The 24,457-nt window shown below is 71.3% G+C and carries 25 protein-coding genes; 20 read left to right on the top strand and 5 right to left on the bottom strand.

Going from position 1 to position 24,457, the window contains the following annotated elements; all coding sequences use genetic code 11:
- The first annotated feature begins 172 nt into the window (after positions 1–172).
- Positions 173–1,042, top strand: coding sequence for a signal recognition particle-docking protein FtsY (gene ftsY, locus ACQXVK_RS09655; RefSeq protein WP_022905235.1), 870 nt, complete (start codon positions 173–175; stop codon positions 1,040–1,042).
- Positions 1,043–1,160: 118 nt separating this feature from the next.
- Positions 1,161–1,319, top strand: coding sequence for a DUF4175 domain-containing protein (locus ACQXVK_RS09650; RefSeq protein ID WP_137767577.1), 159 nt, complete (start codon positions 1,161–1,163; stop codon positions 1,317–1,319).
- Positions 1,320–1,524: 205 nt separating this feature from the next.
- Here the strand turns inward: ACQXVK_RS09650 and lipA are convergent, their stop codons facing one another.
- From lipA to ACQXVK_RS09635, 3 genes are all read right to left on the bottom strand, one after another.
- A complete protein-coding gene (gene lipA, locus ACQXVK_RS09645; RefSeq protein WP_430853406.1) occupies positions 1,525–2,508 on the bottom strand; it encodes a lipoyl synthase in 984 nt (327 codons plus the stop codon).
- Positions 2,505–3,179 carry a lipoyl(octanoyl) transferase LipB gene (lipB, locus tag ACQXVK_RS09640; protein ID WP_430853405.1) on the bottom strand — a complete coding sequence of 225 codons (675 nt, stop codon included), beginning with the start codon at positions 3,177–3,179 and terminating at the stop codon, positions 2,505–2,507. Before lipB ends, lipA begins: the two co-directional genes overlap by 4 nt.
- Before the next feature lie 63 nt (positions 3,180–3,242).
- Positions 3,243–3,776, bottom strand: a complete 534-nt coding sequence (locus tag ACQXVK_RS09635) for a hypothetical protein (RefSeq protein ID WP_430853404.1) — start codon at positions 3,774–3,776, stop codon at positions 3,243–3,245.
- A 59-nt stretch (positions 3,777–3,835) separates the two neighbouring features.
- On the opposite strand from ACQXVK_RS09635, the gene ACQXVK_RS09630 reads away from it, so the two are divergent.
- Both ACQXVK_RS09630 and ffh read left to right on the top strand, forming a co-directional pair.
- The gene (locus ACQXVK_RS09630; protein ID WP_430853403.1) at positions 3,836–4,549 is read left to right on the top strand and encodes a VOC family protein; all 714 of its coding nucleotides are present in this window, start codon (positions 3,836–3,838) and stop codon (positions 4,547–4,549) included.
- A 44-nt stretch (positions 4,550–4,593) separates the two neighbouring features.
- Positions 4,594–6,144 (top strand): signal recognition particle protein, encoded by a 1,551-nt coding sequence (gene ffh, locus ACQXVK_RS09625; RefSeq protein ID WP_022905829.1) that lies wholly within the window; start codon positions 4,594–4,596, stop codon positions 6,142–6,144.
- Between the two features lie 180 nt (positions 6,145–6,324).
- On the opposite strand, the gene ACQXVK_RS09620 is transcribed toward ffh, so the two are convergent.
- Positions 6,325–7,464, bottom strand: coding sequence for a glutamate--cysteine ligase (locus ACQXVK_RS09620; protein WP_416393803.1), 1,140 nt, complete (start codon positions 7,462–7,464; stop codon positions 6,325–6,327).
- 118 nt (positions 7,465–7,582) lie between these two features.
- Here ACQXVK_RS09620 and aroA point away from each other — a divergent pair, with 118 nt between their 5' ends.
- The 8 genes from aroA to trmD all read left to right on the top strand — a co-directional run bounded on the left by aroA (position 7,583) and on the right by trmD (position 17,083).
- Positions 7,583–10,744, top strand: coding sequence for a 3-phosphoshikimate 1-carboxyvinyltransferase (gene aroA, locus ACQXVK_RS09615; RefSeq protein WP_430853402.1), 3,162 nt, complete (start codon positions 7,583–7,585; stop codon positions 10,742–10,744).
- Positions 10,741–11,916 carry an acyl-CoA dehydrogenase family protein gene (locus ACQXVK_RS09610; RefSeq protein ID WP_022905826.1) on the top strand — a complete coding sequence of 392 codons (1,176 nt, stop codon included), beginning with the start codon at positions 10,741–10,743 and terminating at the stop codon, positions 11,914–11,916. The genes aroA and ACQXVK_RS09610 overlap by 4 nt, the downstream gene beginning before the upstream one ends.
- Positions 11,917–11,994: 78 nt before the next feature.
- Positions 11,995–12,861, top strand: a complete 867-nt coding sequence (locus ACQXVK_RS09605) for an SDR family oxidoreductase (protein ID WP_430853401.1) — start codon at positions 11,995–11,997, stop codon at positions 12,859–12,861.
- A gap of 4 nt (positions 12,862–12,865) precedes the next feature.
- Positions 12,866–14,998 (top strand): FAD-dependent oxidoreductase, encoded by a 2,133-nt coding sequence (locus ACQXVK_RS09600; protein WP_430853400.1) that lies wholly within the window; start codon positions 12,866–12,868, stop codon positions 14,996–14,998.
- 167 nt (positions 14,999–15,165) lie between these two features.
- Positions 15,166–15,579: a 30S ribosomal protein S16 gene (gene rpsP, locus ACQXVK_RS09595; RefSeq protein WP_022905823.1), complete on the top strand. Its 414-nt coding sequence runs from the start codon at positions 15,166–15,168 to the stop codon at positions 15,577–15,579.
- Positions 15,580–15,583: 4 nt separating this feature from the next.
- Positions 15,584–15,820: an RNA-binding protein gene (locus tag ACQXVK_RS09590; RefSeq protein ID WP_022905822.1), complete on the top strand. Its 237-nt coding sequence runs from the start codon at positions 15,584–15,586 to the stop codon at positions 15,818–15,820.
- A 19-nt stretch (positions 15,821–15,839) separates the two neighbouring features.
- The gene (gene rimM, locus ACQXVK_RS09585) at positions 15,840–16,385 is read left to right on the top strand and encodes a ribosome maturation factor RimM (protein ID WP_022905821.1); all 546 of its coding nucleotides are present in this window, start codon (positions 15,840–15,842) and stop codon (positions 16,383–16,385) included.
- A gap of 5 nt (positions 16,386–16,390) precedes the next feature.
- Positions 16,391–17,083, top strand: a complete 693-nt coding sequence (gene trmD, locus ACQXVK_RS09580) for a tRNA (guanosine(37)-N1)-methyltransferase TrmD (RefSeq protein WP_022905820.1) — start codon at positions 16,391–16,393, stop codon at positions 17,081–17,083.
- Positions 17,084–17,331: 248 nt separating this feature from the next.
- Here the strand turns inward: trmD and map are convergent, their stop codons facing one another.
- On the bottom strand, positions 17,332–18,123 hold the full coding sequence (map, locus tag ACQXVK_RS09575) for a type I methionyl aminopeptidase (RefSeq protein ID WP_430853399.1): 792 nt from the start codon (positions 18,121–18,123) through the stop codon (positions 17,332–17,334).
- A 166-nt stretch (positions 18,124–18,289) separates the two neighbouring features.
- On the opposite strand from map, the gene rplS reads away from it, so the two are divergent.
- The 8 genes from rplS (at position 18,290) to dprA (ending at position 24,451) form a co-directional block, all read left to right on the top strand.
- On the top strand, positions 18,290–18,646 hold the full coding sequence (gene rplS / locus ACQXVK_RS09570) for a 50S ribosomal protein L19 (protein ID WP_022905818.1): 357 nt from the start codon (positions 18,290–18,292) through the stop codon (positions 18,644–18,646).
- Between the two features lie 165 nt (positions 18,647–18,811).
- Positions 18,812–19,558 carry a signal peptidase I gene (gene lepB, locus ACQXVK_RS09565; protein ID WP_402263664.1) on the top strand — a complete coding sequence of 249 codons (747 nt, stop codon included), beginning with the start codon at positions 18,812–18,814 and terminating at the stop codon, positions 19,556–19,558.
- Entirely contained in the window at positions 19,555–20,262 is a 708-nt protein-coding gene (locus tag ACQXVK_RS09560; protein WP_022905817.1) for a ribonuclease HII, read from the top strand. Before lepB ends, ACQXVK_RS09560 begins: the two co-directional genes overlap by 4 nt.
- 159 nt (positions 20,263–20,421) lie before the next feature.
- Positions 20,422–20,745 carry a DUF2469 family protein gene (locus tag ACQXVK_RS09555; RefSeq protein WP_031261428.1) on the top strand — a complete coding sequence of 108 codons (324 nt, stop codon included), beginning with the start codon at positions 20,422–20,424 and terminating at the stop codon, positions 20,743–20,745.
- A gap of 117 nt (positions 20,746–20,862) precedes the next feature.
- The gene (locus ACQXVK_RS09550) at positions 20,863–21,210 is read left to right on the top strand and encodes a histone-like nucleoid-structuring protein Lsr2 (protein WP_402263661.1); all 348 of its coding nucleotides are present in this window, start codon (positions 20,863–20,865) and stop codon (positions 21,208–21,210) included.
- A gap of 153 nt (positions 21,211–21,363) precedes the next feature.
- Entirely contained in the window at positions 21,364–21,732 is a 369-nt protein-coding gene (locus tag ACQXVK_RS09545; RefSeq protein ID WP_022905814.1) for a YraN family protein, read from the top strand.
- Positions 21,729–23,255: a YifB family Mg chelatase-like AAA ATPase gene (locus tag ACQXVK_RS09540; RefSeq protein ID WP_430853398.1), complete on the top strand. Its 1,527-nt coding sequence runs from the start codon at positions 21,729–21,731 to the stop codon at positions 23,253–23,255. Before ACQXVK_RS09545 ends, ACQXVK_RS09540 begins: the two co-directional genes overlap by 4 nt.
- Entirely contained in the window at positions 23,252–24,451 is a 1,200-nt protein-coding gene (gene dprA / locus ACQXVK_RS09535; RefSeq protein WP_430853397.1) for a DNA-processing protein DprA, read from the top strand. Before ACQXVK_RS09540 ends, dprA begins: the two co-directional genes overlap by 4 nt.
- The last annotated feature ends 6 nt before the right edge of the window (positions 24,452–24,457 follow it).

Genomic DNA, 24,457 nt, shown 5'->3' with positions numbered 1-24,457 from the left:
AGGCCTGAAGGTCTCTTCCGCCGCGGTCCGCACGATGTGTCGACCACGACCGGCGCCCCGGGTCCGGATCGTTCCGGACCGTACTGACGGGGACACCGAGGAGGAATACTCCCCTTCGTGTTCCCGAGCGTACCGGGCACAGCGCACGTGCGCCGCGCTCTAAGCTGGGAACATGGCGAGTTCCTGGTCACTGTCCTCCCGGCTGCGCGGGCTGTTCCAGCGCAAGACGATCGACGAGACCACGTGGGAGGACCTCGAGACGGCGCTCATCGGCGCGGACTTCGGTCCGGACATCGCCGACGAGATCATCGAGGACCTGCACGCGCGCGTCGACCGGTACGGCACGACCGACCCCGCGGACCTGCAGCGCATGCTCCGCGAGGTGCTCGAGGAACGGCTGTCGAAGCTCGACACGACGCTGAAGCTCAGCAACCGGCCCGCCGTCGTGCTGGTCGTCGGGGTGAACGGCGTCGGCAAGACCACGACGATCGGCAAGTTCGCCAAGTTCCTGAAGACCTACGACCGCACCGTGCTCGTCGGCGCGGCCGACACCTTCCGAGCCGCCGCGGTGGAGCAGGTCGCGACCTGGGCGGCACGCGCCGGCGTCGACGTCGTCCGGCCGTCCCAGCCCGGGCAGGACCCGGCGTCCGTCGCCTACCAGACCGTCGAGAAGGCGATCCGCGACAGCACCGAGATCGTCGTCATCGACACCGCCGGCCGGCTGCACACCAAGGCCGGCCTCATGGACGAGCTGACGAAGATCAAACGCGTCGTCGAGAAGCAGACCGAGATCGCCGAGGTGCTGCTCGTGCTCGACGCGACGACCGGGCAGAACGGGCTGGCCCAGGCGCAGGCGTTCATCGAGGGCGCCGGGGTCACCGGCCTCGTCATCACGAAGCTCGACGGGTCCGCGAAGGCCGGGTTCGTGCTCAGCGTGCAGGAGAAGACGGGCATCCCGATCAAGCTCATCGGTCAGGGCGAGGGCATCAACGACCTCACCGGGTTCACCCCGCACGTGTTCGTGCAGAACCTCGTCGGCTGACGGGCACCGTCTCGTCGGGTGCGCGACACCCGTCAGCGAACGCGAACGCCGCCGGGCGAGTAGCGTCCCTGTCGGCCCGGGCATCCGCTCGGTCTCGTTCCAGGGATTGGAGACCCTCATGCCCGCACTGCTGATCATCGCGATCATCGTCGGCCTCGTCCTGCTCTTCAGCGGCATCTTCGTCGGTGCGCTGAAGTTCCTGCTCTGGGTGGGCATCGTGCTCATCCTGCTGGCGGTCATCGGCTGGCTCCTCCGGAGCATCCGCGGTCGCGCGTAGCGACGGCGGCGCCCTGATCCGGGGCACCTGACGAGACGGGAGGCACGGTGCCAGCTGGCACCGTGCCTCCCGTTTCGTCCTGTGGTGCCGACCCGAGACTCGGCAGGGCGGACAGTTCCGCGGTCAGGCCGTCGCGAAGTCGTCCGCGGAGCCGAGTCTCGGCCCGCGGGCCGCGGGCCGCCGGCGGCCGGCCGCCGGTCGCCGGTCAGACGGCCTGTCGGCCGGGGGCCTCGTCGAGCAGGTGTGACAGGTGCGCGGGGACGGTGCCGCCGCGGGCGACCGTGGCCCGTGCCCAGAGTCGACCCGCCCGGTAGGACGACCGGACGAGCGGCCCGGCGAGCACGCCGGAGAACCCGATGTCCTCGGCGATCTCGCGGAGGTCGACGAACTCCTCCGGCTTCACCCACCGAGCGACGGGCAGGTGCCGCGGCGACGGCCGGAGGTACTGCGTGAGGGTGATGATGTCCGTGCCCGCCTCGTGGAGCTGCTCGAGCGCGTCGATGACCTCGTCGCGCTCCTCGCCCATGCCGAGGATGAGGTTCGACTTCGTGACGAGCCCCGCCTCGCGCCCCTGCGTGATGACGTCGAGGGAGCGCGCGAACGTGAACGCCGGCCGGATCCGCTTGAAGATCCGGGGGACCGTCTCGACGTTGTGGGCGAAGACCTCGGGGCGGGCGTCGAAGACCTGGCCGAGCTGGTCCGGGCGGCCGTTGAAGTCCGGCACGAGGATCTCGACGCCGGTGCCGGGGGAGTGCTCGTGGATCTGGCGGATCGTCTCGGCGTAGAGCCACGAGCCGCCGTCGGGCAGGTCGTCCCGGGCGACCCCGGTGACCGTGGCGTACTTCAGGCCCATCGACACGACCGAGTCGGCGACCCGGCGGGGCTCGTCGCGGTCGAGTGGTTCGGGCTTGCCGGTGTCGATCTGGCAGAAGTCGCACCGCCGCGTGCACTGGGAGCCGCCGATGAGGAACGTGGCCTCGCGGTCCTCCCAGCACTCGAAGATGTTCGGGCAGCCGGCCTCCTGGCAGACGGTGTGGAGCTGTTGGTCGCGCACGAGCCTGGACAGCTCGCGGAACGCCGGACCCTGCGTCGCGCGGGTCTTGATCCACTCCGGCTTCGTCTCGATCGGCGTCGCGGCGTTCCGGGCCTCGACGCGGAGCATCCGGCGTCCTTCGGGGGCGAGGGTCATACGAGGGTCTCCTGTCGTCGGATGCGGTCGCCGCTGTGCATGCCGTCGACGGCCTCCTGGACCCGGCGCGCGACCCCGGGGGCGAGCTCGTCGACGGTGACCGGTCGGCCCGCGGCGGCGGTCAGCGTGGTGACGCCGGCGTCGGCGATGCCGCACGGGACGATCGCGGCGTACGGCTCGAGGCTGTTCGTGCAGTTGATCGCGATGCCGTGGCTCGTCACGCCCTCGGCGACGTGCAGCCCGATCGCGCCGACCTTGGCGTGCGGGACGCCGGCCGGGCCGGCCACCCAGGCGCCGCTGCGCCCCTCGACCCGCTCGGCGTGCACCCCGACCGACGCAGCGACGTCGACGATGACCTGCTCGAGGTCTCGCACCCAGGCGACGACGTCGAGGGGTGCGGCGAGCCGGACGATCGGGTACGCGACGAGCTGGCCCGGTCCGTGCCAGGTGATCCGGCCGCCGCGGTCCACCTCGACGACGGGGGAGCCGTCGGTCGGCAGGTCGGACGGTTCGGTGCGACGCCCCGCGGTGTACACGGACGGGTGCTCGCAGAGGACGATCGCCCCGGGGGAGCGGCCGGCGACGACGTCGGCGTGGAGGGACCGCTGCAGTGCGAGTCCCTCGGCGTGGTCCAGCAACCCGGACGGGCGCACGATGTCGAGTTCCGGCATGGGCGCCAGGCTACGACAGTTTCTGTACTCCGTCCAACAACAGTGTTCGCGGATGTCCGCGCGTCACGGCACGCGGACGTCCTGCCACGAGGCCGTGCGGAGCTCCTCCTCGTACAGCGCGCGAGCCCGCGGCAGGTGGCGTCGTTCGACCGCGAAGACCTGCACCGCGATCCCCGCCCACAGCACTCCGGGGAAGAGCGCCAGGACGACGTCCTGCCAGCCTGCCGCGTCGAACAGCTGCGGGACGGCCAGCGCGAGGAACAGGACGGTCAGGACCGCGGCGAGCCACGCGAACCAACCTGCCCGGTCGATGGCCTGCGCGAGCCACCGCACGCGCCGGCGGGCGGGGACGCCGACCGGCTCCGGACCACCGCGGACCCACGCACGGAGCGCCCGCTGCGTGCCGTACCCGCCGGTCGCGGCCCAGGCGACGACGACGAGGGCGGTCACGAGCAGGCCCGCGCCGATCCCGACGGCCACGGCGGACGACACCGGGATCGCGAAGCGCGACGCGAACACGGCGGCGGCGAAGCCGCAGAGCAGTGCGGCGGCAACGGCGCGGACCCAGCCGCCGAGGTCGATCTCCCGGAGGTGCATGCGACGGACAGTAGTCCGGGGCTTGACCTGAAGCGCGGTTGAGGGTGTCGGGTGGGGCCATGCACATCCGCCAGGTCCAGCTCGCCACCCGCTCCCTCGACGACACCGCCCGCTTCTACGAGCGACTCGGGTGCGCCGTGCTCGCCGACGACGACTCGGTCCGGGTCACCATCGGGGCGTCGCAGCTCGTCTTCCGGGCGCTCGACCGGATGACCGGGGCGCACCACCTCGCGTTCACGATCCCGACCGGGACGTTCGCGGACGCGAAGCGCCGGGTGGCAGCGGTCGCGACGGTGCTCGGGGCGGACGGTGTCGACGAGTTCGAGGGGCCGGCGGGCTGGGACTCGCGCTCGGTGTACTTCGAGGGCCCCGACCGGCAGCTGCTCGAGCTCATCGAGCGACGACGACTCCCCGCCGGGGACGCCGCGCCGATCGACGGGCAGGCCGCACCGACCGACGGGCAGGCCGCACCGGCCGACGGGGACGCCGCGCCGCTCGCCCCGCTGCTCGTGTCGGTCAGTGAGGTCGGCATCGCCGTCCCGGACGTCCCCGGGGCTGTCGAGACGCTCAGCCTGCACGGACTCGACCCCTACGCCAACCAGCCGGGGCCCGACTTCGCCCCCGTCGGCGATGTCCACGGGCTGCTCATCCTGGTGTCGCCCGGTCGGCAGTGGTTCCCGACGCTCGACCGGGCCCCGTCGTCGGCTCCGGTGGTGGTCGATCTCGGGCTCGGCGCGACGGTGGAACTCGCCGAGGGCGTCCTCCTGCGGTGAGCGGGCGAGAGCGTCCGGGCGGGGCCTTGTAGAATCGACGGATCATGGCGCAATTCGGTTCACTCTCCGATCGGCTGACCGAGACCTTCCGCAACCTGCGGAGCAAGGGTCGGCTGACTCCGTCCGACGTCGACGGCACCGTCCGCGAGATCCGGCGGGCGCTCCTCGACGCCGACGTCGCGCTCGAGGTCGTCAAGGCGTTCACCGCAGCCGTCCGCGAGCGGGCCCTCTCCGACGAGGTCAACCGCGCGCTGAACCCGGCGCAGCAGGTCGTCCAGATCGTCAACGAGGAACTCGTCGGCATCCTCGGCGGCCAGCAGCGTCGCCTCGAGTTCGCCAAGCGGCCTCCGACGGTCATCATGCTCGCGGGCCTCCAGGGCGCCGGCAAGACCACGCTCGCGGGCAAGCTCGGCAAGTGGCTCAAGAAGGACGGCCACACGCCGATGCTCGTCGCGGCGGACCTCCAGCGTCCGAACGCCGTGCAGCAGCTGCAGGTCGTGGGCGAGCAGGCGGGTGTGCACGTCTTCGCGCCGGAGCCCGGCAACGGCGTCGGCGACCCGGTCAAGGTCGCGAAGAACGCCATCAAGGCCGCCGTCGACCAGCAGTACGACACCGTCATCGTGGACACCGCCGGTCGTCTCGGCGTCGACGCCGAGCTCATGAAGCAGGCCGCGAACATCCGCAAGGCCGTCGACCCCGACGAGGTCCTCTTCGTCATCGACGCGATGATCGGTCAGGACGCGGTCAACACCGCCCGCGCCTTCCAGGAAGGCGTCGACTTCACCGGCGTCGTCCTCTCGAAGCTCGACGGCGACGCCCGCGGTGGTGCAGCCCTGTCGGTCGCCAGCGTGACCGGGCGTCCGATCATGTTCGCCTCCACGGGTGAGGGGCTCGACGACTTCGAGCCGTTCCACCCCGACCGCATGGCGAGCCGCATCCTCGACCTCGGCGACATCCTCTCCCTCATCGAGCAGGCACAGGGCGCCTTCGACGAGGAAGAAGCACGCAAGGTCGCCGAGAAGATCGCGAGCGACTCGTTCACGCTCAACGACTTCCTCGAGCAGATGCAGCAGCTCCGCAAGGCCGGCTCGATCAAGGGCATGCTCGGCATGCTCCCCGGCGCCAAGGGCATGCGCGAGGCGCTCGACAACTTCGACGAGCGCGAGATCGTCCGGACCGAGGCGATCATCCAGTCGATGACTCCGCAGGAGCGCGAGCTGCCGAAGCTCCTCAACGGCTCCCGTCGCCTCCGCATCGCCAAGGGCGCCGGCTCCACCGTGACCGAGGTCAACGCCCTCGTGAACCGGTTCGAGCAGGCCGCGAAGATGATGAAGACCGTCGCTCGCGGTGGTGTCCCGCAGATGCCCGGCATGGGCCCGATCCCCGGCATGCACGGCGGCAAGAAGCAGCAGCAGGGCGGCAAGAAGAAGTCCAAGGTCGGCAACCCGGCGAAGCGCGCGGCGCTCGCCGCGGGTGCCGCCGCGGCGCCGCAGCAGGCGCCGAAGGGGTCCGGTCTCGGACTCGGCGGCGGCAAGGGCGGCAAGGCGCCGACCGAGGAAGAGCTCGCGAGCCTGCAGAAGTTCCTGGGTCGGTAGCCGACCCCTGACGGACGGGAGGCGCGGTGCCGGCTGGCACCGCGCCTCCTTTCCGTCCGTGCGCACGTCGCGACGTTCCTTCCCAGAACCGCCGCGATGGAAAGCGGAATCGGGCGTACCCGGTCGGGAGGAACGACCAGGCACGCCCGAAACGGCCGAGTATGCCCGGAACGCCCGGGGTCAGAGCGAGTCGCGCAGCTCGGTGACCAGGTGCCGGACGACGGCGCGGAGGTCGCCGCCGTTCTCCTGCGCCACCTGCAGCTGTCGCTGGTACGAGGCGCCGGCCGCGATCATCGTGTCGAGGTGGTGCAGCTCCTCGAGGCAGCCGAGGCGCTCCGCCACCGGGTGGAGCCGCTCGACGAGGTCGTGCACCTCGTCGGTCACGAGCCGCTCGTCACCGGCGGCGTTCGTGATGATCTCGGCCTCCATGCCGTAGCGCGCTGCGCGCCACTTGTTCTCACGGATGAACCAGGGCTGCATGGTCGGCAGCGTCTCGCCGGCGTCGAGCCGGTCCGACATGGCGGTGACGAGGCACTGCACGAGCGCGGTCACCGCCCCGACCTCGTGCAGGGTCGAGATGCCGTCGGAGACGCGGTTCTCGAGCGTGCCCCAGCCGGGCGACGGGCGGATGTCCCAGCGGAGGTCCTTGACGCCGTCGATGACACCGGTGCGGGTGAGGTCGTCGACGACCTCCTCGAAGTTCGCCCACGCGCCGAGCGCCGGGGGCAGCCCACCGGTCGGCAGCTGCTGGAACATGAGCGCCCGGTTCGACGCGTAGCCGGTGTCGGTGCCCGCCCAGAACGGGCTCGAGGCGGTGAACGCCTGCAGGTGCGGCACGTACGCGAGCATCGCACCGAGGATCGGCAGGGCCTTGTCGCGGTCGTCGATCCCGACGTGCACGTGCACGCCCCAGATGAGCATCTGTCGCCCCCACCAGCGCGTGCGGTCGATGAGGGTCGTGTAGTGCTCGCTGTCCGGCGTGATCTCCTGCTGGTCCCACACGGCGAAGGGGTGCGTCCCAGCGCACATGACCTGCGCGTCGAGCGGTTCGGCGGCGTCGATGACCTCGCCGATGATCCCGGACAGCTCGTCCGTGGCCCCGCGCACCCGGGAGTGCACGCCCGTGACGACCTCGACCGTGTTCGTCAGGAGCTCCTCGGTCACCCGGTCGTGGTCACCGAGCCGCTCCTGCACCGCCCGGATGACGGCGGGGGCACGCGGGGTGAGGTCGCCGGTGTCCCGGTCGACCAGGGGGAGCTCCCACTCGACGCCGATCGTCGACGGGCGGGACTCGGTGAAGCGGATGTCCATGCTGTACATCCTGCCCGGCTCCTTGTCGGACACGCACAAGGATCGACGGGCCCGATCGTGCGGATCCGATTCACAGTGGTTCCACACCGGGCGTACCGTAGTAACGCTCAACAGGGAAGAGGTAGGCATGCAGCTGGTCGTGCGCGGGACGAACACACCAATCGTCGGAGAACTCGACATCCCGGTCTCGAAGTACCACGCGCACCGAGCGCTGGTCCTCGCATCGCTCGCGAAGGGGACGAGCATCGTCTCCGGCATCAGCGCGACCCGACAGGTCGAGTGGACCGTGGGCACGCTGCGTGCCCTCGGCGTCGACGTCAAGCGTCGTGGGGACGAGTACCACGTCACGGGCCTCGGCGGCCGGTACGAGGCCACCGACGTCGTCGACCACGGCTCCCGGGGCGCCGACGGCATCCTCAACATGGGCTCGTCCGGCACCACCCTCTACTTCATGACCGGGCTCGCGTCCCTGGCGGACAAGCCGATGACGCTCGCCGGGATGAAGTACTTCCAGCGTCGGCCGATCAAGGCCCTGCTCACCTCGCTCACCCAGATGGGCATCGAGCTCGAGGCCACGAACGACTGCCCGCCGGTCACCGTCCAGCCGAAGCGTCCGCGGGGCGGCGACGTGCAGATCGCCGGAACGCTCTCGCAGTGGATCTCCGGGCTGCTCCTCGTCGCGCCCTTCGCCGAGCAGGAGACCCGCATCCATATCACCGGCGGACGGCTCAACGAGCAGCCCTACGTCGAGCTGACCGTGCGCATGATGCGCCAGTTCGGCCTCACGGTCGAGGTGTCCGACGACTGGCTCGAGTACCGGATCCCGGCGAACCAGCAGGCCACCCCGCACGACTACGTGATCCCGCCGGACATCGGCTCGGCCGCGTTCGGCATCGCCGCTGCCGGCACCCGTGCGTCGAACGTGCTGCTCCGCGGCATGACGGCGTTCACCACCGCCGAGACCGACCACCCGGAGAGCGAGTTCCTCGACCTCGCGACGGCGATGGGCGTCCCGATGCGGATCGACGAGGAGACCGGGTTCGTCCGCATCGAGCACGACGGCTCCCCGCTCCGCCCCCTCGACATCGACTGCCAGCCGATCCCGGACCTGCTCCCGGTCCTGTCGACCATGGCGACCTTCGCCGAGGGCACGACCCGGCTCTGGAACGTGGCGCACATCCGGTTGAAGGAGTCCGACCGCGTCGCCGCGATGCTCCAGCTCAACCGCCTGGGCGGCCGCGCCGAGCAGGGCGCCGACGAGCTGCGCGTCACGGGGGTCCGACCGGGTGACCTGCAGGGGTCGCCGATGTCCTCGTTCAACGACCACCGCGTCCTCATGTCCCTCGCCGTCGCCGCGTCGGGGGCCGAGGGCACGTCCTCGCTCACCTACCCGCGCGCCTACCGGATCTCGTACCCGACCTTCCTCGAGGCGATGAACGCCGTCGGCCTCGACATGGAGGTCGGCGACGGCGCCGCGGCCCGGATCGCCCGCGACGACCGCATCCACGCGGCCGAGGCCGCAGCCGAGCGCACCGACCTCGGCGAGGAGCACGAGGCCGTGTCGAACGCACTGCCCGAGCTCACCGGCGTCGACGCCGACCCGCTCGTCCTCAGCGAGAAGGTCCGCGCGCTCGCCGAGACGGACCCGGACGGCCTCGCCGTGATCGAGGTCGGCGGTCCCGAGCCGGTGAACACGACGTGGCGCGAGCTGCAGGACGAGGCCGACAAGGTCTCCGCCCTCCTCCTCGAGCTCGGCGTCCGCACGGGCGAGTCCGTGGCGATGCAGCTGCCGAACTGGCGCGAGTTCGTCTCGATCACCCTCGGTGCGATCCAGATCGGTGCCGTCGCGACCCCGATCATGCCGGTCTTCGGTCCCCGCGAGACGACGATGACGCTCGCCCGGTCCCGCGCCCGCGTCGTGTTCCTGCCGAACCTGTTCCGCAAGCGTCGTCCGGCGCTCGAGCTCCTCGACGTCATCGACGAGGCGCGGGCGCAGAAGCGACGGCTGTCGGTCGAACACGTGGTCGTGCTCCGCTCCGAGGCACGCGGTCAGGGGGACACCCCGACGAACCAGCCCCCGCTGCCCACCGACGCCATGGAGCGTGTGGCCGCGAGCGAGTGGAACTGGCGGTACTTCGACACGGCGCTCGAGTCCGTGCAGGTGGACGTCGAGCAGATCCGCTCGCACGCGCCCGGCCCGGACGACGTCTGCCAGCTCCTCTTCACCTCCGGCACGACCGGCGAGCCGAAGGGCGTGCAGCACCCGCACCGCACCCTCGGCCTGGCGACCGCGATGCACGTCGCCCAGTCCGGTCTGACGAGCGCGGACCGGATCTACATCCCGTCGCCGCTCGCGCACCAGACCGGGTTCCTGTACGGCATGCTCCTGGCCTTCCGGCTCGGCGCGCCCCAGGTCATCCAGCCGGTGTGGGACGGCACCGTCGCGCTCGAGCAGGCGTTCGGCGCCGCGAAGGCCACGTTCGTGCAGTGCGCGACGCCGTTCCTCACCGACCTGGTCGACCTCGTCGAGGCCGGTGCCGCCCAGCCCGAGTCGCTGCGGATCTTCGTGCCGACCGGTGCCGCGGTGCCCCGGGCCCTCGCCCAGCGTGCCGCGACCGTGCTCGGCACGGCGATCCTCGGTGCGTTCGGCACGAGCGAGACGTGCCTCGGGGCGCTGTCCAGCCCGACCGACGACCCGGCGGACGCCTACGGCCACGACGGCCGCGCGCTGCCCGGGATCCGGATCCGGATCGTCGACGACGAGGGGCACGAGCTGCCCGCCGGCACCGAGGGCAACTTCGAGCTGCACTCGCCGACGATGTTCGACGGGTACCTCGACCGCCAGGACCTCACGGACGACGTCTTCACCGAGGACGGCTGGTACCGCACCGGCGACCTCGCCACGGTCGACGCCAAGGGCTTCCTGTCCATCACCGGCCGCGTGAAGGACGTCATCAACCGCGGTGGCGAGAAGATCCCGGTGGTCGAGATCGAGAACCTGCTGTACCAGCACCCGCTGGTGACCGACGTGGCGATCGTCGCCATGCCGGACGCGCGGCTCGGCGAGCGTGCGTGCGCGTTCGTCGTGCCGGCCGCCGGCGCCGAGCGGCTCGACTTCGCGTCGATGCAGCAGGCACTCGACACCGCCGGCGTGAGCAAGTACTACTGGCCCGAGCGGCTCGAGTACCTCGCCGAACTGCCCCGCAACGCGGTCGGCAAGGTCCAGAAGAACGTCCTGCGGGAGCAGGCTGCCGCACTCGTCGCGACGAAGGAGAACGAGACACGATGACCATCACCGCCACCGACCAGACGCTGGACGAGACGACGTTCCAGCAGCTCAAGGCCGAGGTCACCGAGTGGGTCCGCGGCCGCGGTGAGGAGTGGGCCGAGGAGATCGAGCGCACCGGCCAGGTCGCGCCCGAGCTGTTCCAGGAGCTCAAGGACAAGGGGTGGCTGTCGCTCGCCGCCCCGGCCGAGCTCGGCGGACAGGGCATCCCGTTCTCGCGCTACCTCGAGATCATGGAGATCGTCTCGCGCTCGCACGCGTCGATCCGCATGCTCGTCCACGTCATCAACGGCACCTGGCGCGCCATGGCGCCGTACGCGACGCCGGAGCAGCTCGACGAGGTCGTGAAGCCGAGCGTCGCCGGCGACGAGCTCGTCGCGTTCACGCTCACCGAGGCCACCGCCGGGACCGGCGCGGACATCCGAACGACCGTCCGCCGCGAGGGCGACACCTACGTGATGAACGGCGAGAAGCACCTCATCACCTTCGGCGTGAAGGCCGACTACTGGCTCATCGCCGCGCGTCTCGAGGGCACCACCGGCCAGGACGGCACCGTCGCGTTCCTCATGCCGAACTCCGGCCTGCCGGGCGCCGAGGTGATCGACGACTCGGACACCATGGGCATCCGCGGCACCGACCACGCGATCCTCCGGTTCACCGAGACCCCGATCCCGGCCTCCGCCCGCCTGGGCGAGGAGGGCCAGGGCCTCGAGGTCGCGCTCGGCGGCTTCCTGCTGCCGAGCCGCGTGTCCGTCGCGATGAGCGCCGTCGGCCTCGCCGAGCGGGCGAACGAGCTCGCCGTCGAGTACGCGAACAAGCGCGAGACGTTCGGCAAGAAGCTCGCCAGCCGCCAGGCGATCCAGTTCTACCTCGCCGAGAACTACGCCGACATCGCCGCCGCCCGCGCCCTCGTCCTCGAGGCCGCGCGCGCCTACGAGGAGGGCCGTCCGGACGCCGGCACGCTGTCGAGCGCCTCGAAGATGGTCGCCGTCGACATGCTCGCCCGCGTCACCGACAAGGCCCTGCAGGTGCACGGCGGCCAGGGCTACTGGAAGCGCAACGCGATCGAGCGCGTCTACCGCGACGCTCGCGCACAGCGCTTCGAGGAGGGCACCAACGAGATCCAGAAGCTGGTCGTCGGCCGCGCCGTCGTGACCGGCCAGGCCGGGTTCTGATCCGCAACCACTCCACAGCCGGGAGGCGCGGTGCGGGCCCGCACCGCGCCTCCAGGCCCTGACAACGCAAGGAACACATTGGCTGCAACCACTGCTCCCATCGCCCTCATCACGGGTGCCTCCCGCGGCATCGGCCGCCTGCTCGCGCAGAAGCTCGGCCAGCGCGGCGTCACCGTCGTGGTGACGTACAAGGGCAACGCCGACCTCGCCGAGGAGTCGCTCGCCGACGTCAAGGCCGCCGGCGGCGACGGGATCACGGCGCAGGTCGACATCGAGCAGCCCGAGTCGATCGACGCGCTGTTCGACCTGGTGCGCGACACCTACGGACGCCTCGACATGTTCGTCGCGAACGCCGCCGCGAGTGCCTTCAAGCCGGTCAACCAGCTCAAGCTGCACCACCTCGACCGCAGCTACGCGACGAACGCCCGCTCGTTCGTCCTCGGTGCGCAGCGCGCCGCCGAGCTCATGGACCGGGGCGGCCGGATCGTCGTCGTCACGTCCTACGGCTCGCTCCGTGCCTTCCCGACCTACGCCGCACTCGGTGCCGCGAAGGCGATGACCGAGGCGTACACGAAGTACATGGCCGTCGAGTTCGGTCCCCGGCAGGTCACCGTCAACGCGGTCAACGGCGGGCTGATCGACACCGACTCGCTCGACTACTTCTACAACTCGGTGCCGGGCATGGCACCGATGCAGAGCGTGCTCGAGAAGCTCCCGCTGCAGCGTCCCGGCACCGCCGACGACATGGCCGACGCGGTCGACTTCCTGCTCTCCGACAAGGCGTCGTACATCACGGGGCAGACCCTGTCGGTGGACGGCGGGCTGACCGTCATCGCGCCGCCGTACTGGGCGGACACCACCTCGCCGCTCCGCGACGCGGTCCTGCCGCCGGCCGACGCGGCGTCCGACGCTGCTGCCGACCCGGCGTCCGACACGGCAGAGTAGGCGCATGAGCACCGTCGCCATGCCCGACCTCGCCGTCGTCTCCTCGCCGTGGACGCTCGGCCCCCTGACGCTCCCGAACCGGGTGGTCATGGGGTCGATGCACACCGGGCTCGAGGTGCACGACGACGGCGGGGCCGGCATGGCGGCGTTCTACCGCGAACGCGCCGAGGGCGGTGCCGCGTGCATCATCACCGGCGGGATCGCGGTCAACGACGAGGCACGGGGCGGGCCGGACTTCGCCGTGTTCGGCGTCGGGGGAGCGGACGAGCGGTTCCGCACGGCGGTCGACGCCGTGCACGAGTCCGGGTCGGTGATCCTCGCGCAGCTCTTCCACGCCGGCCGGTACGCACTCGCGTCGGGCATGGTCGACCGACACGGTGCGCCGCAGCGGGTGGTCGCGCCGTCGGCCCTGCCGTGGGCGGCCGCACGGGGCGTGGTGCCCGTCGAGCTGACCGTCGCCGAGATCGAACGGACGATCGAGGACTTCGCCGCCGCTGCCCGGTCGGCGCGCGACATCGGCTTCGACGGCGTCGAGATCATGGCGTCCGAGGGCTACCTCATCAACCAGTTCCAGTCGCCGCTGACGAACCTGCGCGACGACGAGTGGGGCGGGGACGCCGTCCGCCGTCGGCGCTTCACCGTCGCGGTCGTCGAGGCCGTCCGCCGGGCGGTGCCGGACCTCGCCGTGACGATCCGGCTCTCCGGCGCCGACCTCATGCCCGGCTCGTCCACCGACGACGAGGTGGACGCGCTCGTGCACGAGCTGCTGCCGCTCGGCCTCGACGGGATCTCGGTCGGCATCGGCTGGCACGAGTCCCGGACGCCGACCGTGCAGGCCGCGGTGCCGCACGGCGCGTGGCTCGCGTACGCCGCCCGCATCGCCGGCGTCGTCCGGGCGTCGGCGTACCCGGACGTCAAGGTCATCGCGTCGAACCGGATGACCGACCTGCGCGACGGCGAGGCCGTGCTGGCCGACGGGCTCCTCGACGCGGTCGCCCTCGCGCGCCCGTTCCTCGCCGACCCCGCGATCGTGAACCGGTCGCTCGACGGCGCCTTCGACCTCGTCAACACGTGCATCGGCTGCAACCAGGCGTGCCTCGACCGGTCGATCATCGGTCAGCCGGTGTCGTGCCTGGTCAACCCGCGCGCTGCCCGCGAGGTCGCCTTCCCCGCCCGGCCGACGACCGACCCGAAGCGCGTCGACGTCGTCGGCGGCGGACCGGCCGGGCTCGCCGCCGCGGTCGACGCGGCGCGCCGGGGCCACACCGTGACCCTCTGGGAGGCGTCCGACCGGTTGGGCGGACAGTTCGACCTCGCCGCGCTCGTCCCGGGGAAAGAGGACTACGCGGCAACCGTCCGCGCCGCGCGTGCGGAGCTCGAGGCCCGCGGCGCGACGATCCACCTCGGTCGGGCCGCGACCGCCCCCGACCTCACCACGAGCGAGGCCGTCGTGCTCGCCCCGGGGGTCGTGCCGCGCACCATCGACGTCCCCGGTGCCGACCTGCCGCACGTCCGGTCCTACGAGCGGGCGCTCCGCGAGGGCGTCCCGGCGGGCACCGTCGCGATCATCGGCGGCGGCGGGATCGGCGTCGACACCGCGGCCTTCCTGGTCGAGTCGCCCGACGAGGCCCGTCGCGCGAGCGAGTTCGGCGCCCGTTGGGACCTCGACGTGGCCGACACCGTCGTGGGCGACGTGCCGCAACGGCTGCCCGTGGCGACCCGCACGCTCCGACCCGGCAGCGACGTCACGGTGCTCCGCCGTTCCGGCAAGTTCGGCCAGGGGATCGGCATCACCTCGCGCTGGGTGGCGATCGGACGGCTCCGGGACGCCGGCGTGCACCTCGTCGGCGGCGTGCAGGAGTACCTGCGCATCGAGCCCGGCGTGCTCTGGATCCGTGACGAGCACGGCGAGGAGCGGGGGATCCCCGCGGACACCGTGGTGGTCTGTGCCGGGCAGGAGCGCGCGCTCGGGACGGGAGTCGAGGCGGGCGCGGGGCCGTCCGACGGACTCGAGCCGCGCCTCCGGGCAGCCGGTGTGCCGTACGCCGTCGTGGGCGGCGCACGCGACGCGCGGAGCGTCGACGCGGTGCGTGCGACCTCCGAAGCGCTCGAGGCGGTTCGGCGACTCGCACCCTGACGGCGCGTCCCGACTCGCTTCTCGCTCGGAAACCTGCAAGAATGAACGGTCGAATCGTGTCCGCTCGACCCTCTATCCAGCGGATCACGGTCTCATCGAGCTTCCACCGTGTGTGCCCCCACGCCCGCGGTCCGGTTCAACCACAACAACACGCAACAGGAGCATTTGTGGCTGTCAAGATCCGTCTCAAGCGTCTCGGTAAGATCCGGGCGCCGTACTACCGCATCGTCGTCGCCGACTCGCGCACCAAGCGCGACGGTCGCGTCATCGAGGAGATCGGTCAGTACCACCCGACCGAGGAGCCCTCGGTCATCAAGATCGAGTCCGAGCGTGCGCTCTACTGGCTCGGCGTCGGCGCGCAGCCGACCGAGCAGGTCGCGGCCCTCCTCAAGCTGACCGGCGACTGGGCCAAGTTCAAGGGCGAGAAGGACACCGAGTCCAAGGTCAAGGTCGCCGAGCCGAAGCAGGCCTTCCAGGTCGACTCCTCCAAGAAGGCCGTCCTCAAGCCGAAGTCGGAGAAGACGGCCCCCGCCGCCAAGGCCGACGAGGCCGAGACCGCCGACGAGACGACCGAGGCGTAATTCCTTGCTCGAATCCGCGCTGACGCACCTCGTCAAGGGGATCGTCGATCACCCTGACGACGTGCGCGTCGCCAGTTCCACCTCCGCGCGGGGCGAGGTCCTCGAGGTGCGTGTGCACCCCGAGGACCTCGGCCGCGTGATCGGCCGCGCCGGACGGACCGCAAAGGCGCTGCGCACCCTCGTCACGGCTCTCGCCGACGGCAAGCGGGTGCGTGTCGACGTGGTCGACACCGATTCCTAGGGAGACGACCCAGCTCCGGGTGGGTCGCATCACGAAGGCGCACGGGCTCAAGGGCGGCATCAAGCTCGAGCTCTACACCGACGACCCGGATCGTCGGTTCACGCCAGGAGCCGTGTTCACGCTCCAGGTCCCGGACGACTCGCCCTGGGCCGGCAAGACCATCGCGCTCGACGAGCTCCGCTGGTACAACGGCCACCCGGTCGCCTTCTTCGAGGGCATCGGGGACCGCACCGCCGCCGAGACCCTCGCGCGGGCGATCCTCTGGGTCGAACAGGACGCCGACGCCGAGACCGGCGAGGACGACGCCTGGTACGACCACCAGCTGGTCGGGCTGACGGTGCTCCGCGACGGCGTCGAGGTCGGCACCGTCGCACGGGTCGACCACCTGCCGGCGCAGGACCTCCTCGCCATCGACACCCCGTCGCGGGGCGAGGTCCTCGTGCCGTTCGTCTCGGCGATCGTGCCCGCGGTGGACATCGCCGCCGGCACCGTCACCGTGACGCCGCCGACCGGGCTGTTCGAGGATCCCGAGGACACGTCCCGCCCCGAGACCGTGACGGACTAGCGCGCGTGCGCATCGACATCGTCACGATCTTCCCGGAGTTCTTCTCCGTGCTGGACGTCTCGCTGCTGGGCAAGGCCCGCTCCGGGGGTCTGCTCGACCTGCACGTGCACGACCTCCGCTCGTGGACGACCGACCGGCACCGCACCGTCGACGACACCCCGTACGGCGGGGGAGCGGGCATGGTCATGAAGCCCGAGCCCTGGGCGCAGGCGCTCGAGTCGATCCTGCGGCCCGACGGGTCGTCGACCCTCGTCGTGCCGACACCGGCCGGCACCCCGTTCACCCAGTCCATCGCGCGGTCGCTCGCGTCGACGTCGGACCACCTCGTGTTCGCCTGCGGGCGGTACGAGGGCATCGACGCCCGCGTGTTCGAGTGGGCCGCGTCGCGGTGCACCGTCGTCGAGCTCTCGCTGGGCGACTACGTGCTGAACGGCGGCGAGGTCGCGGCGATGGCGATGATCGAGGCCGTCGGGCGGCTCGTCCCCGGCGTCGTCGGCAACCCCGAGTCCCTCGTCGAGGAGTCGCACGAGGACGGGCTGCTCGAGTACCCGTCCTACACGAAGCCGGCGCTCTGGCGAGACCTGGCCGTGCCGGACGTGCTGCTCAGCGGACACCATGGCCGCGTCGCCGACTGGCGGCACGAGCAGCAGGTCGAGCGGACGCGGCGCGTCCGGCCGGATCTGCTGCCGGACGCGTAGCCCGTCCCGTCCCGTTCCGGGCGTCCGCGCGGTCGCGTTGTCGCGCGCCGTCCCGGACCCTCGCGCTCTTGCACGCTGTCCCGGGCCGTCGCGCTTTTCCGCGCTGTTCCGGACGTTCGCGCTGCGCGACACCGCACGCGCCGTCGAGTGCGTGAGCTGTCGCTGAGCCCGTGACGTCAGGGGGAGGACCCGGCTCCGCACCGCGGGTCTGGAGGCGCGGTGCGGGCCCGCACCGCGCCTCCAGACCGTCAGACGGTCGCGTCGGTGCGCTGGGCGCGACGAAGCGTGAGGACCTCCGGACCGGACTCGGTCACCGCGACGGTGTGCTCGACGTGCGCGGCGCGTGAGCCGTCGACGCTCTTGAGCGTCCAGCCGTCGTCGTCCTGGTAGAGCTCCGCGGTGCCCTGCATGAGCCACGGCTCGATCGCCACGACCAGCCCCCGCTGGAGCTTCAGGCCGCGCCCGGGCCGTCCGTCGTTCGGGACGTGCGGGTCGCCGTGCATCGTCCGGCCGACCCCGTGGCCGCCGAACTGCAGGTTCACGTCGTAGCCGGCGTCCTTCGCGACGCGACCGATCGCGTACGACACGTCCCCGAGCTTGTTGCCCGTGCGGAACTGGGCGATGCCGGCGACGAGCGCACGCTCGACCGTGTCGATCAGCCGCTGGTCGTCCTCGCGCGGGGTGCCGACCTGCACCGTCACGGCCGAGTCGGCGACCCAGCCGTCGACGCTCGCGGCGAAGTCGAGGCTCACGAGGTCGCCGTCGACGAGCACGCGGTCGGACGGCAGGCCGTGCAGCGCCGCGTCGTTGACCGAGGTGCAGAGGTTCTTGCCGAAGGGCGACTTCCCGAACGACGGGTGGTAGTCGACGTAGCAGCTCACCGCCCCACGGTCGGCGATCATCCGTGCGGCCACCCGGTCGAGGTCGAGCAGGTTCACGCCGACGTCGACGGTGTCGAGGAGTTCGTCGAGGACGTCGGCCACGAACCGACCGGCGGCGCGCAGGCCGTCCAGCTCGGCGGGGGTGCGGAGTTCGATCATGCGACCATCCTCGCGCGTTTTGCGGACGTGGGTTGCTGTGGCAAGATGGGTAGCCGTGCCCTGGCTGGACTCTGCCACGGGGGAGTCGCCGACACCGGGCACACACCTTCACTTACCGAATTCGATCCGCGGCGACCCGTGTGCGTCCGCAGAGAGTGACCCAATCATGAGCCAGCTCCTCGACCACGTCGACGCAGCGTCGCTGCGCACCGACGTCCCGGACTTCCGCCCCGGCGACACCATCAAGGTGCACGTCAACATCATCGAAGGCACGCGCTCGCGTGTCCAGGTGTTCCAGGGTGTCGTCATCGGACGCCAGGGTCACGGCCTCGGCGAGACCTTCAAGGTCCGCAAGGTGAGCTTCCAGGTCGGCGTCGAGCGCTGGTTCCCGGTGCACTCGCCGATCATCGACCACATCGAGATCGTCACCAAGGGTGACGTCCGTCGCGCGAAGCTCTACTACCTCCGCGAACTCCGCGGCAAGGCTGCCCGTCGCAAGATCAAGGAGAAGCGCGACTCCTGATCGCCTTCACAGTGAGCGCCCGCGAGCCGGACGCCGCTGTCGGCCCCTCGTCCATGTACGGTTGTGCATCGACGGGGGGCTTTCCCTTTCCGTGGGCGCACGTCGTCCCGGTCTCGCGGACGCGTGTCGTCCACGGTGGGATCCTGTGGTTGAACGAGAGCGGAAATGACGGACACGACTGACGAAACCGGGCGCCGACCCCGTGTCGAGAAGAAGCGGAACGGTGTCCTCACCTTCCTCCGCGACCTCGTCATCATCTTCATCGCGGCGCTGCTCGTCTCGTTCCTCGTCAAGACGTTCCTGATCCGGTCGTTCTACATCCCGTCGGCGTCGATGGAGAACACCCTGCAGATCAACGACCGGGTGATCGTCAACGAACTCGTCCCCGACGTGGTCTCCCTGAAGCGTGGCGACGTGGTCGTCTTCAAGGACCCGGGCGGTTGGCTCACCGGTTCCGAGGTGCCGAGCGTGACGCCGACCACGCAGCCCGCGAAGGCCGTCGACTGGCTCCTCACCCAGATCGGGCTGGGGACCGGTGACAGCGACGACCACCTCATCAAGCGCGTCATCGGACTCCCCGGCGACAAGGTCTCCTGCTGCAACGACCTCGGTCAGATGTCGGTGAACGGCGTCCCCATCAAGGAGCCCTACCTCAAGCTGCCGACGGGGGAGACCCGCGCCTCGGGGACCGACTTCTCGGTGACCGTGCCGAAGGGCACCATCTGGGTGATGGGCGACAACCGCTACGACTCCAAGGACTCGCGGTACAACGGCGACACCCCGTCGAAGGGGTTCGTGCCGCTGTCCGACGTGACCGGACGGGCCTTCGTGATCTCGTGGCCGTCGAGCCGCTGGACCTGGCTCGACGACTACCCCGAGGTGTTCGCCGGCGTGGAGGAGCGGGACAAGTGACCGCCGTCCGGCCGTCGCTGCGGGTGGAGAAGAAGCTCCTCGCCGATGGACGCGTGACGGTCATCGGGATGGACGAGGTCGGTCGTGGTGCGATCGCCGGACCCGTCGCCGTCGGTGTCGCCGCCGTGACGGTGGACATCGGTCGCGTGCCCCAGGGGCTCGCCGACTCGAAGCTGCTCACCGCCGCTCGTCGCGAGGCGCTCGACCCCGTCGTCCGCCGGTGGACCCGCACCGCGGTGGGGATGGCGTCCGCCTCGGTGGTCGACGAGCAGGGCATCGTCCCCGCGCTCGGACAGGCCGGGGCGTCGGCGATCGGTGCCCTGGTCGCCGACGGGCTCTCGCTCGACGGCGCCGTGGTCGTCCTCGACGGCTCGTTCGACTGGCTCACCCGTGCGGTGCCGGCCACGCTCCGGCTGCCGTCCGACCCGCTCGAGGTCGTCGTGCGGGTCAAGGCCGACCGGGACTGCGCGTCGGTCGCCGCGGCGTCGGTCGTCGCGAAGGTCGCCCGGGACGCGCTCATGACGGCGGCGCACGACGAGGCACCGCACTACGCGTGGGCGTCGAACAAGGGGTACGGGTCGACCGCGCACTACGACGCGATCCGCGCGGTCGGGGCGCACGCACTGCACCGGAAGAGCTGGCTGCACCAGGCGTCGAGCGTGGCGTTGGACGGGTTCGCGGAGTTGGACGCGCTCGCGGGCTGAGCGGCGCGGTTCCTCCGTGGCTGCGGCTCGGTCGCGTGACGCGATGTGGCTGCGGCTCGGTCGCGTGACGCGATGTGGCTGCGGCTCGGTCGCGCTACGTGGTCGCGGCTCGGTCGCGGTGTGTCGCCGGTGCTCCCGTCGCCGTAGACTGTGGGCGCGATGGATGACGACGAATTCGACGACTACGACCGCGAGGTCGAACTTGCCCTGTACCGCGAGTACCGCGACGTCGTGTCGCAGTTCCGGTACGTGGTCGAGACCGAGCGGCGTTTCTACCTGGCCAACGAGGTGGAACTCTCCCGCCGGGACACCGAGCACGATTTCTACTTCGAATTGACGATGAACGACGTCTGGGTCTGGGACGTCTACCGTTCCGACCGGTTCGTGAAGTCCGTGCGTGTCCTGACGTTCAAGGACGTCAACGTCGAGGAACTCACTTCCCGTGAACTCGAGCTGCCGAAAGAACTCGCGCTCGACGAGTGATCTTCAGTTCTTCGCAGGAAATGCGAGAATCTGAGAATCGCCGCGACAATTGTGCCGGCGTGCATTCCTCCCGCTAATGTGAAGGGGATTTCCCGTCCCCTGCACAAGGAGCACGTCATGGCACAGAAGGTCACCGTCCAGCTCGTCGACGACCTCGACGACACCCCGATCACCGCCGGCTCCGGTCGCACCGTCGAATTCGCGTTCGACGGTTCGTCCTACGAGATCGACCTCACCGACGACAACGTCGACAAGTTCCGCGAGGCGATCTCCGACTACGTCGCCGCGGCGCGCAAGGTGTCCGGTCGTCGTTCCGCCGGTGCCGCTCCGAAGGCAGCGCCGAAGCGCGGCAACTCGGAAGAGCTCGCGAAGATCCGCGAATGGGCGAAGGAGAACGGGTACGAGGTCTCGTCCCGCGGTCGCATCTCGACCCAGGTGCAGGAAGCGTACGCAGCCGCACACTGAGCGCCCTGCTGCAGGACCCCGGACGGCTTCGGCCGACCGGGGTCCTTCCTTTGTCCTCCACAGGTGATCGTCCGCTGATTCCCGTCCACAATTCGTCGAGGTCCGGCTCGATCGTGTTCGGCGGTCCGCGATCGTCGTCGTGGAGGCAACGACATGGAACGATCACCCCTGCGGAACGGCAGTCTCGGACGATTCGGCGAAGAACGGGCCGCGGAATGGCTGGAACGCCACGGATTCCGTCTCGTCGAACGCAATTGGCGGTGTGCGCGGGGTGAGATCGACATCGTCGCGTGGCAGTCGTGCACGCTCTGCTTCATCGAGGTGAAGACACGGTCCGGCGCCGCCACCGGTCATCCCTTCGAAGCGATCACGGCGTCGAAGGTCGCGCGACTGCGGCGACTCGTGCCGGCGTGGTTCGCCGACCACCCCGAGGTGTCCGCGCGGACGATCCGCATCGACGCGGTTGCGGTGCACGTCGACGGTGACCGGATCGGCGTCGAGCACGTGGCGGGCGTGCTGTGACGGCGGACATCGGGCGTGCCTCGGCGATCGCGCTCGTCGGGGTGCAGGGGCGCGTGATCGAGGTCGAGGCGCACCTCACCAGCCAGCTGCCCGGGTTCAGCATCATCGGCCTGCCGGACGCCGCCCTGGGTGAGGCGCGGGAGCGGGTGCGGTCCGCCAGTGCCCTCGCCGGGTGTCCGCTGCCGGCTCGGCGGATCACGGTGAACCTCACGCCGGCGTCGATCCCGAAACGCGGCTCCGGCTTCGACCTGGCCATCGCCATGGCCGTGCTCGGTGCCGAGGGGATCGCGCCCCGGGTCTCGCGCGACGTCGCGTACATCGGGGAGCTCGGCCTCGACGGACGGGTCCGGCCCGTCCCCGGGGTCATCCCGATGGTGATCGCTGCGCGGGACGCCGCCATCGGCACGGTCGTGGTGCCGGTCGGCAACGTCGACGAAGCACGGATCGTGCCGGGCATCGAGGTGATCGGCACCGCGTCGTTGCGGGCGAGCGCTATCACGGCGGGAGCGCTCCTGCCGCCGGTCGAGACCGATCCGGTGCTGCCGGCGCTCCCGGTCGAGACCCGTCCCGAGGCGCACGACCTGGCCGACGTGATCGGGAACGCCGTGGGTGTCCGGGCCGTGATCGCCGCCGCGGCCGGTGGCCACCACATGTTCCTGCTCGGACCGCCCGGAGCCGGCAAGACGATGCTCGCCGAGCGGCTCCCGGGGCTCCTGCCGGACCTCGATGCCGAGGCGGCGCTCGAGCTCGCCGCGGTGCGCTCGGTCAGCGGACTCGGCAGCCAGTCGTGGAGCGTCCGGCCGCCGTGGGAGGCGCCGCACCACTCGTCGTCGGCGACGGCCCTGATCGGTGGGGGATCCGGCCTGCTCCGACCGGGCGCCGTGTCGCGGGCCACCCGTGGGGTGCTGTTCCTCGACGAGGCGACCGAGTTCCCCCGAGCGGTCCTCGACGCACTCCGGCAGCCGCTCGAGTCCGGTCGGATCACGATCCACCGCAGCGTCGGCAGCGCCGAGTTCCCCGCGCGGTGCCAGGTGGTGCTCGCCGCGAACCCGTGTCCCTGTGGCAACGCCGGGGTCCGCAACGGTCCGCCGTGTTCCTGCAGTCCCAGCACGGTGCGCAAGTACCTCGGGCGGCTCTCGGGGCCGCTCCTCGACCGGATCGACATCCGGGTGGCGGTGCCGCGGGTGACGACGGGTGCCATCCGCGCGACCGAGGGCTCGGCGCCCACGACCGCCGAGGCCGCCGCGCTCGTGGCGACGGCTCGAGGTCGGATGGCCGAACGCCTGCGCGGCACCGGCTGGGCGTGCAACGCCGAGGTCACCGGACCCTGGCTCCGCGCCGACGGGCGGGCGCAGCCGGGTGCGACGGACCCGCTCGACCGGGCGCTCGACCGCGGCACGCTCACGATGCGGGGGTGGGACCGGGTCATGCGGTTGTCGTGGACGCTGGCGGACCTCGACGACGTCGAGCGTCCAGGCGCCCGGGAAGTCCAGGGGGCACTCGCGTTGCGGAGCGCACTGTGAGCGCCGCGGTCGACGATGACCCGCTCGCTCGGGTCACGTGGAGCGTCCTCGCCGAGCCGGGTGATGCCGTCGCCGGGGAACTCATCGCCCTGTTCGGGCCGCGCCCGGCTCTCGCGCTCGTCCGTCGGGCCGCCAGGACGAACACCGGGGCACTCGTCGAGCGGATCGGCGCGGCGACGTCCTTCGCCGACGGGACGGACCAGGTGCGTGCCGCGCTCGATGCCGCCGTGGGACGGTGGCGTCCACGCCTCGCGGGATCGGAGGACCGGGCCGTCGCCGCGACGGCTGCCGCCACCGCGGTCGGAGCCCGGCTGCTGCTCCCGGGGACGCCCGGGTGGCCGAGCGGGCTGGACGACCTCGGACCGCACGCGCCGTTCGTCCTGTGGAGCCGGTCGGACCTCGACGATCCGGTCGGCGCCGCCGGGTGCCGCGGTGCGCTCGCGATCGTCGGCTGCCGGGCGAACACGATCTCAGGGGCCGAGGCCACCGCGGAGATCGCCTCGGTCGCCGCCGACGCCGAGGTCGAGATCGTCTCCGGCGGCGCCTACGGGATCGACGCGGTCGCGCACCGGGTCGCCGTCGCCGCGGGGACGCCCACGACGGCGGTGCTCGCCGGCGGCGTCGACCAGTTCTACCCGGCGGGCAACCACGACCTGCTGCGCAACGTGCTCGGTCGTGGCCGTGTGCTGTCCGAGTCACCGCCGGGGACCCGACCGACGCGCTGGCGCTTCCTCCACCGCAACCGGCTGATCGCCGCCCTGTCCGGCGCCACCGTGGTTGTCGAGGCCGCTGCCCGGTCGGGGGCGCTCAACACCGCCCACCATGCGCTGCACCTCGGTCGGCCGGTGTTCGCCGTGCCCGGTGCGTTCGCATCCGCTGCCTCGGTCGGCTGCCATCGGTTGATCGCCGAGGGGAACGCGCAGATCGTCGTGCATCCGCGTGATCCGGTCACGGCGGTGGTGTCGGGCGCCGGACCCGGTGGGACCGCCTCGCCCGTGGCGACCGAGGTCGTCCTCGGGACCACGTCCGATCCGCTCGTGGTGCGGGTGCTGGACGCGCTCGACCGTCGTCCGCTCGACGTGGACGAGATCGCTCGTCGCAGCGGCCTGTCCGTCGACGACGCGGCCGACGCGCTGGCCCTGGCGCAGCTCGAGGGGCTCGCGGTCCCGGCCGCGGCGGGGTGGTGCCGGCGATGACGGTCG

This window comes from Curtobacterium sp. AB451, assembly GCF_050585845.1.
Lineage (GTDB): Bacteria > Actinomycetota > Actinomycetes > Actinomycetales > Microbacteriaceae > Curtobacterium.
The sequence above is the reverse complement of the archived record's forward strand: the minus strand, read 5'-3'. Positions and strand labels throughout refer to the sequence as shown.